At 59.7% G+C, this 16,243-nt stretch carries 13 protein-coding genes; 8 read left to right on the top strand and 5 right to left on the bottom strand.

What is annotated here, in order from left to right; genetic code table 11:
• Positions 1-39: 39 nt before the first annotated feature.
• Together WNZ14_RS14960 and WNZ14_RS14955 are read right to left on the bottom strand one after the other, a co-directional pair.
• On the bottom strand, positions 40-2,583 hold the full coding sequence (locus WNZ14_RS14960) for an HWE histidine kinase domain-containing protein (protein WP_342869440.1): 2,544 nt from the start codon (positions 2,581-2,583) through the stop codon (positions 40-42).
• A complete protein-coding gene (locus WNZ14_RS14955; protein ID WP_342869439.1) occupies positions 2,570-3,118 on the bottom strand; it encodes a biliverdin-producing heme oxygenase in 549 nt (182 codons plus the stop codon). The genes WNZ14_RS14960 and WNZ14_RS14955 overlap by 14 nt, the downstream gene beginning before the upstream one ends.
• Positions 3,119-3,315: 197 nt before the next feature.
• Between WNZ14_RS14955 and tpiA the strand changes: the two genes are divergently transcribed.
• The 3 genes from tpiA to WNZ14_RS14940 all read left to right on the top strand — a co-directional run bounded on the left by tpiA (position 3,316) and on the right by WNZ14_RS14940 (position 6,417).
• Positions 3,316-4,086: a triose-phosphate isomerase gene (gene tpiA, locus WNZ14_RS14950; protein ID WP_342869438.1), complete on the top strand. Its 771-nt coding sequence runs from the start codon at positions 3,316-3,318 to the stop codon at positions 4,084-4,086.
• Positions 4,087-4,216: 130 nt separating this feature from the next.
• Positions 4,217-4,624 (top strand): preprotein translocase subunit SecG, encoded by a 408-nt coding sequence (secG, locus tag WNZ14_RS14945; RefSeq protein ID WP_342869437.1) that lies wholly within the window; start codon positions 4,217-4,219, stop codon positions 4,622-4,624.
• A gap of 155 nt (positions 4,625-4,779) precedes the next feature.
• Positions 4,780-6,417, top strand: coding sequence for a CTP synthase (locus tag WNZ14_RS14940; protein ID WP_342869436.1), 1,638 nt, complete (start codon positions 4,780-4,782; stop codon positions 6,415-6,417).
• Between the two features lie 53 nt (positions 6,418-6,470).
• Here the strand turns inward: WNZ14_RS14940 and WNZ14_RS14935 are convergent, their stop codons facing one another.
• Positions 6,471-7,127, bottom strand: a complete 657-nt coding sequence (locus WNZ14_RS14935; protein ID WP_342869435.1) for a hypothetical protein — start codon at positions 7,125-7,127, stop codon at positions 6,471-6,473.
• A 334-nt stretch (positions 7,128-7,461) separates the two neighbouring features.
• Between WNZ14_RS14935 and WNZ14_RS14930 the strand changes: the two genes are divergently transcribed.
• On the top strand, positions 7,462-8,814 hold the full coding sequence (locus tag WNZ14_RS14930) for a mechanosensitive ion channel domain-containing protein (protein ID WP_342869434.1): 1,353 nt from the start codon (positions 7,462-7,464) through the stop codon (positions 8,812-8,814).
• A 1,087-nt stretch (positions 8,815-9,901) separates the two neighbouring features.
• Positions 9,902-10,312, top strand: a complete 411-nt coding sequence (locus WNZ14_RS14925; RefSeq protein ID WP_342869433.1) for a hypothetical protein — start codon at positions 9,902-9,904, stop codon at positions 10,310-10,312.
• A 34-nt stretch (positions 10,313-10,346) separates the two neighbouring features.
• On the opposite strand, the gene WNZ14_RS14920 is transcribed toward WNZ14_RS14925, so the two are convergent.
• A complete protein-coding gene (locus tag WNZ14_RS14920; protein WP_342869432.1) occupies positions 10,347-11,153 on the bottom strand; it encodes a D-alanyl-D-alanine carboxypeptidase family protein in 807 nt (268 codons plus the stop codon).
• 235 nt (positions 11,154-11,388) lie between these two features.
• Between WNZ14_RS14920 and WNZ14_RS14915 the strand changes: the two genes are divergently transcribed.
• The 3 genes from WNZ14_RS14915 to WNZ14_RS14905 all read left to right on the top strand — a co-directional run bounded on the left by WNZ14_RS14915 (position 11,389) and on the right by WNZ14_RS14905 (position 13,915).
• Positions 11,389-12,282, top strand: a complete 894-nt coding sequence (locus tag WNZ14_RS14915) for a VOC family protein (protein WP_342869431.1) — start codon at positions 11,389-11,391, stop codon at positions 12,280-12,282.
• Positions 12,279-13,112, top strand: coding sequence for a 3-deoxy-8-phosphooctulonate synthase (kdsA, locus tag WNZ14_RS14910; RefSeq protein WP_342869430.1), 834 nt, complete (start codon positions 12,279-12,281; stop codon positions 13,110-13,112). Before WNZ14_RS14915 ends, kdsA begins: the two co-directional genes overlap by 4 nt.
• Before the next feature lie 320 nt (positions 13,113-13,432).
• Positions 13,433-13,915: a RidA family protein gene (locus WNZ14_RS14905; protein ID WP_342869429.1), complete on the top strand. Its 483-nt coding sequence runs from the start codon at positions 13,433-13,435 to the stop codon at positions 13,913-13,915.
• 81 nt (positions 13,916-13,996) lie between these two features.
• On the opposite strand, the gene WNZ14_RS14900 is transcribed toward WNZ14_RS14905, so the two are convergent.
• Positions 13,997-15,991, bottom strand: a complete 1,995-nt coding sequence (locus WNZ14_RS14900) for a methyl-accepting chemotaxis protein (protein WP_342869428.1) — start codon at positions 15,989-15,991, stop codon at positions 13,997-13,999.
• Between the last annotated feature and the right edge of the window lie 252 nt (positions 15,992-16,243).

The raw sequence follows: 16,243 nt of genomic DNA, 5'->3' as shown, positions 1-16,243 counted from the left end.
GAACCATTTTGCCCCGGTTCTGTGTGCCGGACACTGCAGCTATTTTTTCGCGAGCAGTGTGTCGAGTTGCTTGAGAATGCAGTCTTCCGAGTAAGGCTTGCGAACGACCGGGACGTCGGCAAAAGCAGCCGGCACCCCGTTGCCGTTGTCATAACCGGTGGCGAACATGAACGGCACGCCCTTCTGCTTCAACACATGCGCGATCTGTTCCGAGGTGGTATCTCCAAGGTTCACATCGAGAATGGCCGCGTCCGGCAGTGGTTTGTTGGAAAGATAGGCAATGGATTCCCGCGGGGAGGTCAGGGTGGCGACGACCTCAAGCCCGGCTTCTTCGAGAATTTGTTCCAGCTCCAGCGCAATCAGCATCTGGTCCTCAACGATCATCACCCGTTTGCCGCCACGATCAACGGTACGATCCACCGTCGCCGGGGCTCTGGCCGGGATCGGAGCCTTGCGTTCGGCGCGGGTGGACACAAATCGTGCCGGTATCCGGAAGCTCGCCGTCACGCCTTCAGGATTGTATTCGACGTTGCTTTCCCCGCCCAGATCAAAAGGAATGCTGCGATCAATGAGCACTGTCCCAAAACCCTGCCGGCTTGGTGGGTTGACCCGGGGGCCATTGCTCTCGATCCACCTTATGTCGCACGCGCCGAAGGGATCGACGCTCCAAGATACAGAAAGCTGGCCGCCGGGTCGCGACAAGGCGCCGTACTTGGCTGCATTGGTCGACAGCTCGTGCAGGACCAGCGCCATGATCGAGAAAGACCGCGCGTCCATCCACACATTCGGTCCCTGCAGCTCCATAGTGGTGGACGCCGTGCGATAGGGAGAAAGCTCAGCGTTGAGAAGATCCTCAAGACCGCCACCACCTTCGCCACGAATAACCTGATCATGCGCAAACGACAGCGCCTGAATCCGTCCGCGCAGGGCCTCGACATAACTCTCGAGCGTTGTTCCCTGAGCCGTCGGGTTGGTAACCAGCGACTTGATGACCGCCAGAATGTTCTTCACCCGGTGATTGAGTTCCTGGTTGAGCATCCGCTGGCGGACTTCGGATTTGGCCCTTTCATCTGCCAGCAATTCCGAATGCTCGAGGATGACTCCCACCAGTGCTGCGCGCGCGGCTTCGCCGAATTGCCGCTCTTCTTCCGTCCAGGGTTCGGATTGCTGGTGAACCGTTTCCTTCCAGATGGCGAAACTCTTGCGCGGAGTCAGGCGGTCACCCAAGGGCCCTGTTTCATAGGACTTCTCGGGATTGCCGGCCCAGTTCAGTGTCTGAACCATTTCCTTGCGGAAAAAGAACACGTAATCTCCGGGGCGCTGCGATAACGGAACCACAAGCATGCCCGCTGCACGATCGGCGTAGTGCGCGGCACCCTCGATAAAGTTTGAGAGCTTGTGGGTAGCCCAGATCTTGCCATCAGTCATGTTGGCCGAAAACCGCGCGAGAGACGAGATTTCGGCTTCCGGCGGTGCAGTGCCCAGGACAGTCAGTTTTCCTTTGAGCATGATGGCCAGACCATCGGCCGGAATGAGCCTGGCGAAATCGGAAAGGCTGTTGCTCAACAGTTCATTGATGTCTTTAACCTTGACTGCTGCCTGCAACAGGTTGTCCAGGGTCAGACGTGCAGTTGTCGCAGCGTCCAGCGTTTGCTTGTGCCGCAATGCATTGAGATGAAGGGAGAAGAATTCTCCGAAGATCTCGGCCGCCACGCGCTGCGCCATCGAGAGGGTCCGCGGTTCATAATGATGGCATGCAATCAGACCCCAGAGTTCACCGTCAACAATGATCGAGATCGACATCGAGGCCCGGACGCCCATGTTGCGCAGGTACTCGCAATGGATCGGCGAAACGCTGCGCAGGTGGGCAAATGACAAATCGAGCGCCTCGCCTGACGCGTCGATGACCGGCACAACCGGAATGCGTTCGAAATTCGCATCCGATATAATCCTGATCGGGTTTTTCAGGTAGAGTTCGCGGGCCTGTTTCGGGATGTCGGTGGCGGGAAAATATTGTCCGAGAAAACTCTCGAGGTGAGGGCGCTTGGCCTCAGCGCGCACCTTGCCCGCGCCGTCGGATCCAAACTGGTAGATCATCACCCGGTCATAGCCGAGCATGGCCTGGATCAGCCGAACCGCGCCGCTCACAAGTCGCTCGGTGGTTGGCATCGATGAAATTCGCCCGAGCATTGTTCGCGATAACTCAAGCGGTTCGGCGACATCGCTTTCCGTCGGTTCCAATTCGATTATCGCGTAGCCCTTGTAGCGGTGCACGGCAACATCGAACCGGCGCCCGTTCGCAAGAGCCTGCCCGAAAAGCAAAGCTGACTTTCCGCCGTCCTGGGTTCGCGACAGCGCATTGCGAATGTCATGCGCGAATGGCGCACCGGTGATGTCGCTTAGCTTCCTGCCGTTGAGGTCGCCATCGATTCCCAGCATGGATTGCGAATTGGCGGAGTGACGCACGATCGAGCCGGCGGAAGCATCACAGGCCAGAAGGCAGCCGTGTGGTTGTATGCTCCCCGGGATATGGATCGGCTCCACATCGCAATTGGTCAGATTGGTTGTGTTATGCACATTCATGGGCTGGCTCCCGATAGATGGAGAGAGCGAATCGGAAGACGTCGAGAACACCATCCAGCGCTGTTTCATGCTGCTCGACGGGGATCGTTTCCAGAATCTCGACAAAATTGCGCCAGCGCTGATGATCGGCCGCCAGATGGGCAAGGTGGCGCGCGCCAAAGTCCATTGTCATGCCCAGCGCCTCGGCCCGCCTGAACAGAAGCCGGGCGCCCAGCGATGAACCCTCCAGCACATAGAGTGCCCCGAGATAGGAACTGCGCGTCCACTCCCGCACCGGAACATTAGCATGCGGCAGGCTGGTAACCTCAAGATCGGCCAGATCCTCAGCCGCCAGATCGCTGATCGGGTCTACCTGCCAATCCACGCTATCAGCGGATAAAAGAGCCCGCTCCAGAGCAAACCGGAAACAATGTGTTTTCTGCACGTAGCGTGAATAGTCGAGCTTGGTGGTGAGCTCGCCAAGCGAGGTGTCCAGTTGCTGGTGAAGGGCAGAAGAGGCGTGGCGTAAATGATGTCTGAGATTGGCGTCAGGCAAGTGTGTTCTCCGAATTGAGGAGAAAATATAAGCAAGCTCTAAGGATCTGTCATTAATATATGTTGTGTTGCGCGCTTTCCGCGTCAGGTGACCTGGTGCGGGCACCCTTGCGCCGAGAGAGCCACCTCGGGCGCGCGTTTGCAATTCGCCCCCGGTCTGCTAAGCCCCAACCACGATCACTGAAACGGGGAAAACCGATGACACCTGACATTCGCCCGCTTGTGGCAGGCAACTGGAAGATGAACGGCACGCGCGAAAACCTTGACCAGATCAAGGCGATCGCCGATGGGCTCGGTTCGGATCTCACCGACAAGATCGACGCGCTGATCTGTCCGCCCGCGACACTTCTCTATGTGGCCACCGCAATCGCCGATGGGACGCCGCTCGGCATCGGTGCGCAGGATTGCCACTTTGAGCAAAGCGGCGCGTTTACAGGCGATATCTCGGCCGAAATGATTGCCAATTGCCTGGCAGACTATGTGCTGGTCGGCCATTCCGAACGCCGCACCCTGCATGAAGAGAGCAACGAGACAGTGCGCGCCAAGGCCGAAGCCGCCAAGGCTGCCGGTCTCACCCGCGTGATCTGCATCGGCGAGACCGAAGCCGAGCGCAAATCAGGCGATACATTGAAGGTGCTCGAAAACCAGCTTGCGGGCTCAGTCCCCGATGGCGCCACCGCCGCCGACACAGTGATCGCCTATGAGCCGGTCTGGGCCATCGGCACCGGCCTGACGCCAACCGTTGCCGACGTCACCGAAGCCCACGCCTTCATCCGCGCTGAAATGGAAAACCGGTTTGCCGGTGAGGGGGCTCACATGCGCCTTCTCTATGGCGGTTCGGTCAAGCCGGGCAACGCGGCTGAACTTCTGGGCGTTGCCCATGTCGATGGCGCATTGATCGGCGGCGCCAGCTTGAAAGCCAATGACTTCCTCGCCATCTGTAAGGCGTGCCGCAGCCTTTTGGGCTGACCGGAGACTGATTTTGAACGTCTGACAGTGCTCGTTCCATTCAGACGGGACTTGGAAAGCTGGCTGCCCTCGTGTAAAGAGCCGCCAAACCGGACTTAGATTGCGCCCCTAAAGGGCAGGAAAGAACCCGATGCAAACCGTTTTGATTGTCATTCATCTCATGATCGTGCTGGCGCTTGTCGGAATCGTGCTGATCCAGCGCTCCGAAGGCGGAGGCCTGGGCATTGGCGGCGGTTCCGGCTTCATGTCGGCACGCGGTGCGGCCAATGCGCTGACGCGGACCACCGGCATTCTCGCCGCAGCCTTCTTTGTCACGTCGCTGGCGCTGGGCATTCTCGCCCGTTACAGCGAAAGCCCGACTGACATTCTCGACCGGATCCCAACCCAGACTGAAGGAACGGGCTCGGGCGTTCTCGATCAGCTTGGCGGTGCCTCAACGCCGGCAACGGCTCCGGCTGATGCGCCCGCCGCTGGTACGGCAGGCGACATTCCGGCAGCGCCCGCGGCGCCTGCCTCGGACGTTCCGTCCGGTCAGTAAGGCCAGAATTCAAGATGACCGGCGGTTGGCCATAAAGCCTCCGCCGGTTTTTTCATGTGGTTTTGCAGGCATTTGCTCTGTTATGCACCGCTAAAATGCGCCATTCGAATTTTGGGGTGGCGGAATCAGTTCTCTAAAGGTATCGGTTCAATCCCATGGCGCGATATGTTTTCATAACCGGCGGCGTGGTCTCCTCGCTTGGAAAAGGCATTGCCTCGGCCGCCCTTGGTGCGTTGCTGCAGGCCCGTGGTTACCGGGTGCGGCTGCGCAAACTCGACCCCTATCTCAATGTTGATCCGGGCACCATGAGCCCGACCCAGCACGGCGAGGTCTTCGTCACCGATGATGGCGCCGAGACCGATCTCGATCTCGGTCACTACGAGCGCTTTACCGGGCGTTCTGCGGTCAAGTCCGACAACATCACCACCGGCCGGATCTACAAGGACATCATCGACAAGGAACGCCGCGGCGATTATCTCGGCGCGACCGTCCAGGTCATTCCGCACGTCACAAATGAAATCAAGAACTTCGTGCTTGAGGGCAACGATGATTATGATTTCGTGCTGTGCGAGATTGGCGGCACCGTCGGCGACATCGAGGCGATGCCGTTTATCGAGGCGATCCGCCAGCTTGGCAACGACCTGCCGCGCGGCAACGCGGTCTATGTGCACCTCACGCTGATGCCGTGGATAGCGGCGGCCGGAGAACTCAAGACCAAGCCGACGCAGCACTCGGTCAAGGAACTGCAGGCCATGGGCATCGCGCCTGATATCCTGCTGGTCCGCGCGGATCGCGAAATTCCGTCAGAGGAACGCCGCAAGCTCTCGCAGTTCTGCAATGTGCGCGCCTCCGCCGTCATCCAGGCGCTTGATGTACCGTCGATCTACGATGTGCCGATCGCCTACCACAAGGAAGGTCTGGATACCGAAGTGCTCGCAGCCTTTGGCATCGACCCGGCACCGGCGCCGCGCATGGCAGCCTGGGAAACCGTCTCCGAACGGATCCACAATCCCGAAGGCGAAGTTACCATCGCCATCGTTGGCAAATACACCGGCCTCAAAGACGCCTACAAGTCGCTGATCGAAGCGCTTTACCACGGCGGCATCGCCAACCGGGTCAAGGTCAAGCTCGAATGGATCGAAAGCGAGATCTTCGAGAAGGAAGACCCGTCGCCCTGGCTCGAAAAGGTCCACGGCATTCTGGTGCCCGGCGGTTTTGGCGAGCGTGGTGCGGAAGGCAAGATCGCAGCCGCAAGATTCGCCCGCGAACGCAAGGTTCCCTATTTCGGAATCTGTTACGGGATGCAGATGGCGGTGCTGGATGCCGCGCGCAATCTGGCGGGCATCGAAGACGCCATGTCATCGGAATTTGACCGCCACACCGGCACCCACGTCGTTGGCATCATGACCGAATGGCTCAAGGGTAACCAGCTTGAGAAGCGCGTGGCCAATGGCGACCTCGGCGGCACCATGCGGCTGGGCGCCTATCCGCACCCGCTCAAGTCCGGCTCGCTGATTGCGGGGATTTACGGCTCCAACGAAGTCTCCGAGCGTCACCGCCATCGCTACGAGGTCAACATCGCCTACAAGGACCAGCTGGAAAAGGCCGGCCTGATCTTCTCCGGCATCTCGCCGGACGGCCTGTTGCCCGAAACCATCGAATATCCGCTAGACGTCCATCCCTGGTTCATCGGCGTGCAATACCACCCCGAGCTCAAGTCGAGGCCCTTGGAGCCGCACCCGCTGTTTGCGAGCTTCATCGAGGCAGCGCTGGAGCAAAGCCGCTTGGTTTGATGTCTATTGCAGGCGAGCGGGTTGCTTCCACAAGGATGGTGACAGCCTATCTGTCACCCGCCGATCCACCCCGCCAGCACCACCGCAATCGGCACCGGCGCCACTGCAACCGCCACGCTGAGAAAAAACTGCGGGAACGACATCAGCTTGCTCAATCCGGTGACCAGCGCAATGCCGCCACCACCGCCAAGCAGGGTGTTGCCCGGCAGGTTGATCAGCGCGATGAAGGTGATCATCCGGTGATTGACCAGCCATGGCTTGAGCCATCGCGGCGCATTCTGGGTGAGATAGCGGTCGCGGCCCTCAGGCCCGAGCCGCGCGAAAGCCTCGATAAGCGCCGCCGCGCGGACAAGGCCGCGGCGCTTTAGCCATCCCGCCAGCTTCCGTTCCGGCGTCAGCCGCCCAAGCGTGAATGACAGCGTCAGCGCCGTGATCGTCGAAAGATAGACAACCACGGCAACCGGCGCCCCGAACACCATCAGCAGCGCCACACCAATTTCTGTTCCCGGTACGAATGGAATGGCCGTGAGGACAATGTAAGCCGCGAGCACCGCTGCTAGCGTGCCAAGATAAGGCATGTCGGCCTGCGCAAGGTTTGAGAGCTGCAGCTGCTCTTCGATAGTCATTCCCAGCCATCGACCGCCGGCAATCAGGCATAGATAGAAACCGGCTATGAGCGCCAGTCTCAAGAACTGTCGTTTCTTCGTCATGCCGGTTATCATTGCAATCCTTGTGTCCCTGAACCGCCCGCTCAGCGCTGCGTTGCGCTGCAGGCCTCGGACGGGCCACCCTATACATGCTTTGCTCAGGTGTGACAGGCGTTGCCTTTGCCCCGGTTGAACGTGCCGTGATCACAAAGGCAACTTTGCCCGCACGAAGCCGTTGGCGGATGCGTTCTTATCGGGTTAGGTTGAATGCCATACAATCCTGCCGGCCATTGCTGCTGTGCATCCTCGAACCGGCGGCCAGGAGGTCAGCAACATCGCAACCCGTCCCAATCTTCTTCGTCCGCTGCGTGTGGCCAGTTTTGTCTTGAGCCTGGTCATGTTGAGCTTCGGCATTGCCTCTATGTCTGGCGTTACCCGGGCGCAGGAAACGGTCGCCCCGTCCGGTCCCACCATCGAGATCGGCAATGCGGTTACCGCTGATGCCGAGATCCGCAACCGCATCCAGACCATATTCCGCGAAATCGACGGGCTGGCCCAGGTTCGAATTTCGGTGACGTCAGGCGTGGTCACACTCAGCGGCCAGGTCGAGGAAGCGGCGCTTGCCAAGAAGGCTGAAGATCTGGTCAGTCGCGTCGCCGGTGTGGTTGCCATCGAAAACCAGCTCACGGAACAGACCGCAGTCACCGAACGCCTCAAGCCGGTTATCGGCCGGTTCGAGACGCGGCTGCAGCAATCGCTCGATTACCTGCCACTGCTCTTGGTTGCTGCCATGGTCTGGCTGCTGATCGGTCTTTTGGGCTGGTTCGTCACCACCCGCAAGCAGCCGTGGGACTGGCTCACGCCCAACGCCTTCATTGCCGATCTGCTGCGCCAGACCGTGTGGCTCGCTTTCCTGATGTTCGGTGCACTGATGGCGCTCGACATTCTGGGCGCAACAGCGGTGCTAGGCACCATTCTGGGCGCCGTCGGCATCATTGGTCTCGCCATCGGTTTTGCGGTCAAGGACACCGTCGAGAACTACATAGCCTCAATCCTGCTGTCGATCCGGCAGCCGTTCCAGCCGCGCGATTTCATAGCGCTTGAGGGCATGGAAGGATTCGTCGTGCGGCTCACTTCCCGCGCTACCCTGCTGATGGATGTCGACGGCAACCACATCCGCATCCCCAATGCCACCGTGTTCAAGGCCAACATCATCAATTACACCCGCAATCCCGAGCGCCGATTCTCGTTTGAGCTCGGCATCGATGCGGCCAGCGTGCTGCAGGACGCCTTGGCTGTCTGCCACGACACGCTCGAGAGCCTCGATTTCGTGCTCGACGACCCCGAGCCCGGTGCCTGGATTGAAAAAGTCGGTGATTCCAACGTGTTGATTGGCGTCTCGGGCTGGATCAACCAGACCGAGACCGATTTCGTCAAGGCCCGCTCCGAGGCGATCCGCACCGTCAAGACCGCGCTCGAGGATGCCGGCTTCGCGCTGCCCGAACCGATCTACCGGCTGCTCATCGACAATGATCTGCCAATCGGCGGTGTGCCTCAGCCCAAGCCCGCCGCCAAAAAGACGCAAGCCAAAACCAAACCTGTAAAAGTCACCGACGCCGTTCCCGTCACCGACACAGCCGTCGACGACGCCGTCCTCAAGAAGGTCGACGACGAACGCCAGCAGCAACCCGACACCGATCTGCTGACCTCGAAGGGCAAGGATGAGCTCGGCCAGCGTCCGGTGGTGTGACTGTTGGGGAGGAGCGATGACAGTTTACGCTTCCCATAAGTCGTTGGTCTGACAACAGACTTGTCAAAGTAAACTGTCACCGAACTTTTAATCCGGGAAAATACAGGACGGCCAGCGTGTCCTCGCGGCAGCTGCGTGACGTCAATCTACAGCCCGACCCCGTTCTATAGATAACGGCAGTCGCGTCCCGGAATGGCTTTTGGCAGATGCAGGCGGGTTCGTCCAGAGCCGTGACGGAAGGACGCGGTCCGGGTGAGGGCTCTACGAGCAAAAACCGCAAACCACCTATCTGCTTCGTTTTGTAAACGGTCTGCCGACTGGTCAAGTCCAGTGCAACACGCGCCATCACGGTGCAAGATTTTCCACATTGGATTGAGCAAATCCAACTCATTAGCCCAAAGCCCACCCACATTTCATCCCCACCTTATCCACCCATGCCATCATCTTCGCACTCCCGCCGCCGGATGGATCGCGAACGTAACGGACCAGGCGGGAGGAAAGCCTCTCGGGCCTCGCCCTAACGTGTGGCGGGGAATGAGGGGAGGCGGAAGCCAACGCGGTTCCGCTGGCAGCCTGTTTGTCCTTCACGGGATAAAGAGGCCAAGCCAGCCACCGGATCGTCCTCGAATTCGGTTTCTGCCCTCGGGCGGAAATATGGATTGGACAGCGAGCCGGGCCTGTGGCGGATTTGATGGCCGTGTTGGCCATGGGGTTCGTGCCGGAGCGCGTTTCAAACCTTGCTGCAAGGCCTCGTCCGGCTGTCGCGGTGGGGCCAGGTGCCGCCTGTCGGATGCGGACATCATCCGGCGACGTTCGGGCCGTGCGCGGGTTGCGCCACCCTTATCACTTCACTACCTGAGGCAAAGCCCGCGTGCGGCCCTCCGGACATCAGCATGATCCAACACCCCGGCGGTTTTCCGCGCGGGCGCGCTGACGGCTGCGCCCCCGGTGCGCGCCCTGTTGCGCCCTTGTCGCGAAACCGCAAATTTGAGACACTCTCACCGTGTGGTGCCTGGCTCGGGCTGCATAGGCTTCCGGAGTGGCCGGCAGAGGCGAGTGGAGATGGACGCCCAGGGAGGATCAGACGATGCCCATTCGATCAACATTTGCAAAATTCACAGCAGTCACCGCACTCGCGTTGACGGTCTCACTTCCAGCCCATGCCACAGTGTTTATTTCCTGCACCGATATGAAGTTCGATTCCAGTCTCGAGATCGTGCTTGGCGCCGGGCCGGTTCCAAACGTGTTCTCGGTGTCGCTGTCCGTTGGCGGACGGGAGTTCACCACCGGGCAGGGCCTGCCGGGAGAACCGCTGGAGATCGCCCAGGCCTATGATGATGGCGAGGTCTTCCGTATCGATCTTGTCGACCCGCAGGTGACAAGACGCGTGGCGGCGATCAGGCTGCTGCGCGGCGAGCATGACGAAGCGCCGCTGCAGATCGGCTTTGTGCAGATCGAGGAAGAGCCGCCAATCGGCATCACCTGCGAGGGGCCCTGATCGTTGCGACTGAAAGCTGAGCTGAGTGGGGTTGCTACTTGGCTTTCCGCACATAGGCCGACATCAGCGCCGCCATCCTTGCATTGCGTATCGCGGCTGTGTTCTCGCCCATCACCACGCCGACCACTGACTTGCCGCCACGATTGACGGAGGTCGCAAGATTGAAGCCGGACGCGCGGGTGTAGCCGGTTTTCAGCCCGTCCGCACCGGGGATCATGTCCATGGCCTTGTTGTGGCCCTTGATGGTGCGTCCGGCTACCGTGACTTCTTTCTGGGCAAAGTAGCCGTAATATTGCGGGAACTGGCGTCTGAGCGCGATCGAAAGCCGAGCCATGTCGGCCGCTGTAGTCACCTGCTGACTGTCAGGCAGGCCAGAGGCATTGGTAAACGTGGTCCGGCTCATGCCAAGCGCACGGGCTTTTGCCGTCATCATCTGGGCGAAGCGTTCTTCAGAGCCGTTACCGAGGAATTCGGCCGTGGCGCTCGCCACATCATTGGCGGACTTGACCACCAGCACCCGGATCGCGGTGTCGACCGGGATCGACTGGCCGGCTTTGAGACCAAGTTTCGAGGGTGGCCGGCTTGCTGCAGCACGTGACACCGGAATGAGGTCCGTGCGGCTGACGCGACCTTGGTCCATGGCTTCAAACAACAGATAAAGCGTCATCATCTTGGTCAGCGAGGCCGGATAACGCAACTCGTTGATATTGGCGCCGTAGAGCATCTCGCCGGATTTGGTGTCGACCACGATCGCAGCATACTTCTCGGTCGTCGGCGCGACCGGCGCAACAGCTTCCTCAATGGATCCACTGGAGGAGGCGCAGCCGGAAACCGCCGCCATCACCAAGATCAATAATAACGACAAGCGGCAGCGTCGCAGCGTGCCAGCAATCAGCCCAGTCAAATGAAACTCCCGTTTACAGCCCGTTAACTGGTTACCTTCTGAGGCTGATTCCTGCAAGGGCGGGCCAGTTGACGTAACGCTGCCCGATATCTCCTGAGCCAAGACCCTTCGCCGTAGTTGCGCCTGATCCGGGCTTGCTGGTAAGGGAAGGCCGAACGGAGTGAATTGACACATGGCCTCACCGCGAACCCGACGTCCTCTCGATCATCTCGTGCTTCCGGTCGAGGACCTCGACACCACACGGCAGCGCCATTCCGCGCTCGGATTCAACGTAGCTGCCGATGCGCGCCATCCCTTCGGCACAGAGAATGCTTGCGTGTTCTTCGAAGACGGAACCTATCTCGAGCCGCTGGCCATCGCGTCGCGCGAGGAGTGCGAAGAGGCCGCGCGAAAGGGCAATGTGTTTGTCGCCCGCGACCAGGCCTACCGCTTCCGCAGAAGCGATACCGGCTTCAGCGCGATGGTGGTTGGCTCGAGTGACGCAGACGGCGATCATGCCCGTTTTCTAGAGCTTGGCATGTCCGCCGGCGAGATGCTCGAGTTTTCGCGGCCAATGAAACTGCCCGATGGATCGGAACTCTCCGCAAGCTTCAAGCTGTCGTTTGCAGCCGATCTGCGCTCCCCGGATTTTTTCAGCTTTGCGGTTGAACGCATCAATGTGCCAACCGCTGATCGTTCGGCGCTGACCGCCCATGAAAACGGCGTCACCGGGATTTCAGAAATCATCCTGTCGGAACTCAATCCGACCGATTTCCAGTATTACATCCAGGAGCTTGCCTGCAACCGCGAGGTTGATGCCAACTCCTTCGGCATGTCGGTCGAACTCGAAGGCGCCACCATCACCGTCTTCAATAAGGCGGGGCTCGAAACCCATCTCGGCATCACCGATCCTTCACGCGAACGCGGCCTGACTGGTCGCGCCATTGTCTATCAGGTCAAGGATCTGGCAGCTCTGGGCGCATTGTTGCTCAAGAACAATGTGACCGCCCGCCAGGTTGGCGGACGGCTTCTCGTCGACCCGGCGCCGGGCCAGGGTGCTTATTATTGCTTTGAGGAAATTCGATGAGTTCCGAGCCCAATTCTACCGTCGCCGTCGGCAACACGGTTTTCGGCAACCATCTGCCGCTCACGCTGATTGCCGGGCCCTGCCAGATGGAAAGCCGCGAGCACGCCTTTGAAATTGCCGGCAGCCTCAAGGAAATCTGCGGCAAGCTCGGTATCGGGCTGGTCTACAAATCGTCCTACGACAAGGCCAATCGGACTTCGCTCAAGGCCACGCGCGGACTTGGTCTCGACAAGGCGATGGCTGTCTTTGCCGACATCAAGGCGGAACTCGGCCTGCCGGTGATCACCGACATCCACACTGAAGAGCAATGCGCCCCCGTTGCGGAAGTTGTCGACATTCTGCAAATTCCCGCCTTCCTGTGCCGCCAGACTGATTTGCTGATCGCAGCCGCCAACACCGGACGTGTCATAAACGTCAAGAAGGGGCAGTTTCTGGCGCCTTGGGACATGAAGAACGTGCTTGCCAAGATCACCGAAAGCGGCAATTCCAATGTGCTCCTGACCGAGCGTGGCGTGTCATTTGGCTACAACACGCTGGTCTCGGATATGCGCTCGCTGCCGATCATGGCGGCGTTTGGCGCGCCGGTGGTGTTCGACGCCACCCATTCGGTGCAGCAGCCCGGCGAGCAGGGCGGCTCATCAGGCGGCCAGCGGGAGTTCGTCGAGACCCTTTCACGTGCTGCGGTTGCAGTCGGTGTCGCGGCCCTGTTCATCGAGACCCATGAGGATCCCGATAACGCGCCGTCTGATGGCCCCAATATGGTGCCGTTGTCTCAGATGCCGCGCTTGCTTGAAACACTCATGGCTTTTGACGCGGTGGCCAAGCGCTAGGCGCTCGATGCCATTCTCGCGGCATCGCATGTCGAGCATGTGGGTGATGTGTCGCGCCGCCAGCCCCCTGGCGTGGTGCGGTGCATAGCGCAAATTGATGCCGTTCTCGGCGAGCACCGTGTGGATGTAGCCTGAAGCGCATGGAGGCAATTCGACATGACGTGTGCGCGGCATTAAGCTGATGATTTGCCACGTGTTCGGCTTCGCTTCATTCTCGAAACTGCATGGTCCGGACTAGTTCACGAGCTTGACGTCAGTGATCTGGCTAAGGTTGCGAGGCGGGGGTTAATGTGGCGAAACAAACAACGAGGGGAGCTGGAATGACATCAGCGCACCGCATCATTCCACCGGCGCTTCAAGGCGTCTATGACAACTGGCACTTTGCCCCTGCGGTTGTGACGAACGGGCTGATTTTTTGCTCCGGCATCATCGGCACCAGTCCCGACGGCGAACCACCCGCCGAAAACGGGTTGGCGGGAGCTCAGGCCACAACGGCCAAGGCATCAAGCGAGCTGAATGCATTGTTCGCGGTGCGGGACCCGGAAGCGCAGTTTGCCACCGCCTTTGAAGCCCTGCGCGCAATCCTTCAGGCTGCTGGGGCCGACCTGTCGGATCTGGTGGAAATCACAACCTATCATGTCGACATCTCCCGTCACATGGCTACCTTCATGCAGGTGAAAGACCGCTACATCCGAGCCCCTTATCCCGCCTGGACCGCGATCGGGGTTTCCGAACTCATCGTCCCTGGCGGATTGATGGAAATTCGCGCTGTGGCAGAGGCGCCGCGATCCAGCTCCCGCTGAGAAATCATTGATCTCGCATGAAAAAGGCCGCCGGTTTGTCCCCGGCGGCCTTTCTCGTTCTATCCTGCAGTCTGGATGAGATCAGAACTCGCTCCAGCTCTCTTGCTTTGCAGCGGTTGCTGTGCCGCCGCGTCCGAAAGCAGATGCCAGCTTGTTTCCAAGCACACGCGCCGGTGATTGTGTCGGCCGTGACGAAGCGTTGGCTGCTGTCACAGGCCGTCTCGCTGAAGCGCTGGCGCCTCCACCGGTGTTGAAGCGGCGCACCAGGCTTTCAAGCTTCACCGCTTCGCTGGACAGGCCCTGCGTCGCGGCATTGGTTTCCTCGACCATGGCAGCGTTTTGCTGCGTCACCTGATCCATCTGGTTGATCGCAGAGTTGATTTCGGCAAGCGCTGTCGACTGTTCGCGCGCGCCGGTAACGATCGACTGGATCAGGTCATTGATCTTGCCGACCTGGCCTTCGATTTCGCCGAGCGCCGAGCCGGTTTCATTGACCAGCGAAACCCCGGCGCCGACCTGCGTTGATGAGGTTTCGATCAGGGCCTTGATTTCCTTGGCCGCATTGGCCGAGCGTCCTGCAAGTTCGCGCACTTCCTGAGCGACAACGGCAAAGCCCTTGCCTGCCTCGCCAGCGCGTGCGGCTTCAACACCGGCATTGAGCGCCAGCAGGTTGGTCTGGAAAGCGATGTCGTCGATTACCGAGATGATCTGGCTGATTTTCTTGGAAGAGTCCTCGATCTTCTCCATTGCCGAAATGGCGTTCTTGACCACCTTGCCCGAGTTCTCGGCGCCGGTCTTGGCGGAGCCGACCATTTGACTTGCTTCCTCGGCGCGCTGCGAGGAGCTCTTCACTGTCGATGTGATCTGATCAAGAGCAGCTGCGGTTTCCTCAAGCGACGCTGCCTGCTGTTCGGTGCGCTTGGACAGATCATCGGAAGATGCGCCGATTTCTGACGAGGCGAGACGAACGGATTCGGTCGTTGACGAAATGTCGTCGATGGTTTCGCTGAGCGAACCGACCGCGGCATTGAACTCGGTCCGGAGCTTTTCATAGGCCGGCGCAAAGGCAGCGTTGATCCGGTAGGCGAGGTTGCCCGACGAAAGGTTCTCAAGTCCGGAGGTCAATTCCTCGATGACGCGAACACGTTCCGCATCTTCTGTGGCCTGGCGTTCAGCGGCTTGCTGCTCCAGCCGCTGGATTTCGGCCTGTTCCTTTTCCGATTGTGTCCGTACAGCCTTCCGTTCGATCGCGGCCTCACGAAAGTAGGCGACGGATTGTGCCATCTCGCCGATTTCGTCCTTGCGCTCTGCATGCGGGACTTCATTGGAATAGTCACCTGCAGCCAGCGTACCCATATAGTTCTTCATGTCAGTGAGAGGGCGAACGACCTTGCGCGACACGTAGACCATCAGTGCCAGGCCAAGGGTCAGAGCGATGGCTGCAAAGATGGTTCCAATCATGACCGAGTTTTCAGCGCCGGAATTCATCTCGGCAACCCGGCTTTCGATTTCCGCTTCAATACGGTTCTGCGCAGCCTGAACGGCCGATGCGGAAGCCAGGATTTCCTGCTGAAGATTGTCAGCCACCTGGTCAAACGAGCCCATCAGCTTGTTGCCTTCGGCTGGGCCGCCGGCGACATAGGCCTGTGCCATTTCGATCCCCGAGGTCCGGAAGATCGCGAATTTGTCTGTCAGCGCCGCCATCGCCGCCCTCAGTGACGGGTCACTCAGGCTGTCGCCGATCTCGATCACCCTGTTTGCTTTTGTCGCAAGGTCCTGAGCGGACTCATCTGCCAAAGCGAAGCCGTCATCCAGTCCATCAAGTCCGCGGGTGGCGGACACATCGGTCAACGCCTCCTGGGTGGAGACGATGTCGAGCTCGATGCCGGTGATCAGGACCGCAAGCTCGGTGATCAGCTTGTCGCTCTGCTTTGTCTTCTCAGCCGCTTCCTGGCTGCTGCGGGCAAGATCGCTGATCATGTAATCGGCATAACCGATGGCGGCCAGATTGATTGCGATCAACGCCGCGATGGCGAATGGTAAGGCGCGACTAAGCTTTAGGTCAGTTATACGCACTTCGGGACTCCGATGTTGGTGATCTTGATTGCTGAATGGGAAGTGAGTTGCCACGACTGCAACCGTTGCTGCCGTGCGAAATTGCGGGCTTGCCTGGCACGTCAGATGGGGACCAGCGCTTGATTGAGTGACGGACGCGATCCATGCAGTTGCCTGCCCCGGCAGCGGATACCCGCGCCACGGCTGCAGCAGATACGTATGTCTTTTGATTTCGCGCAGTCGTTCATTGGACAGGGACTTCCAGAGCATGTG

It is taken from the genome of Hoeflea sp. AS60 (assembly GCF_038900115.1).
Classification (GTDB): domain Bacteria; phylum Pseudomonadota; class Alphaproteobacteria; order Rhizobiales; family Rhizobiaceae; genus Hoeflea.
The sequence above is the reverse complement of the archived record's forward strand: the minus strand, read 5'-3'. Positions and strand labels throughout refer to the sequence as shown.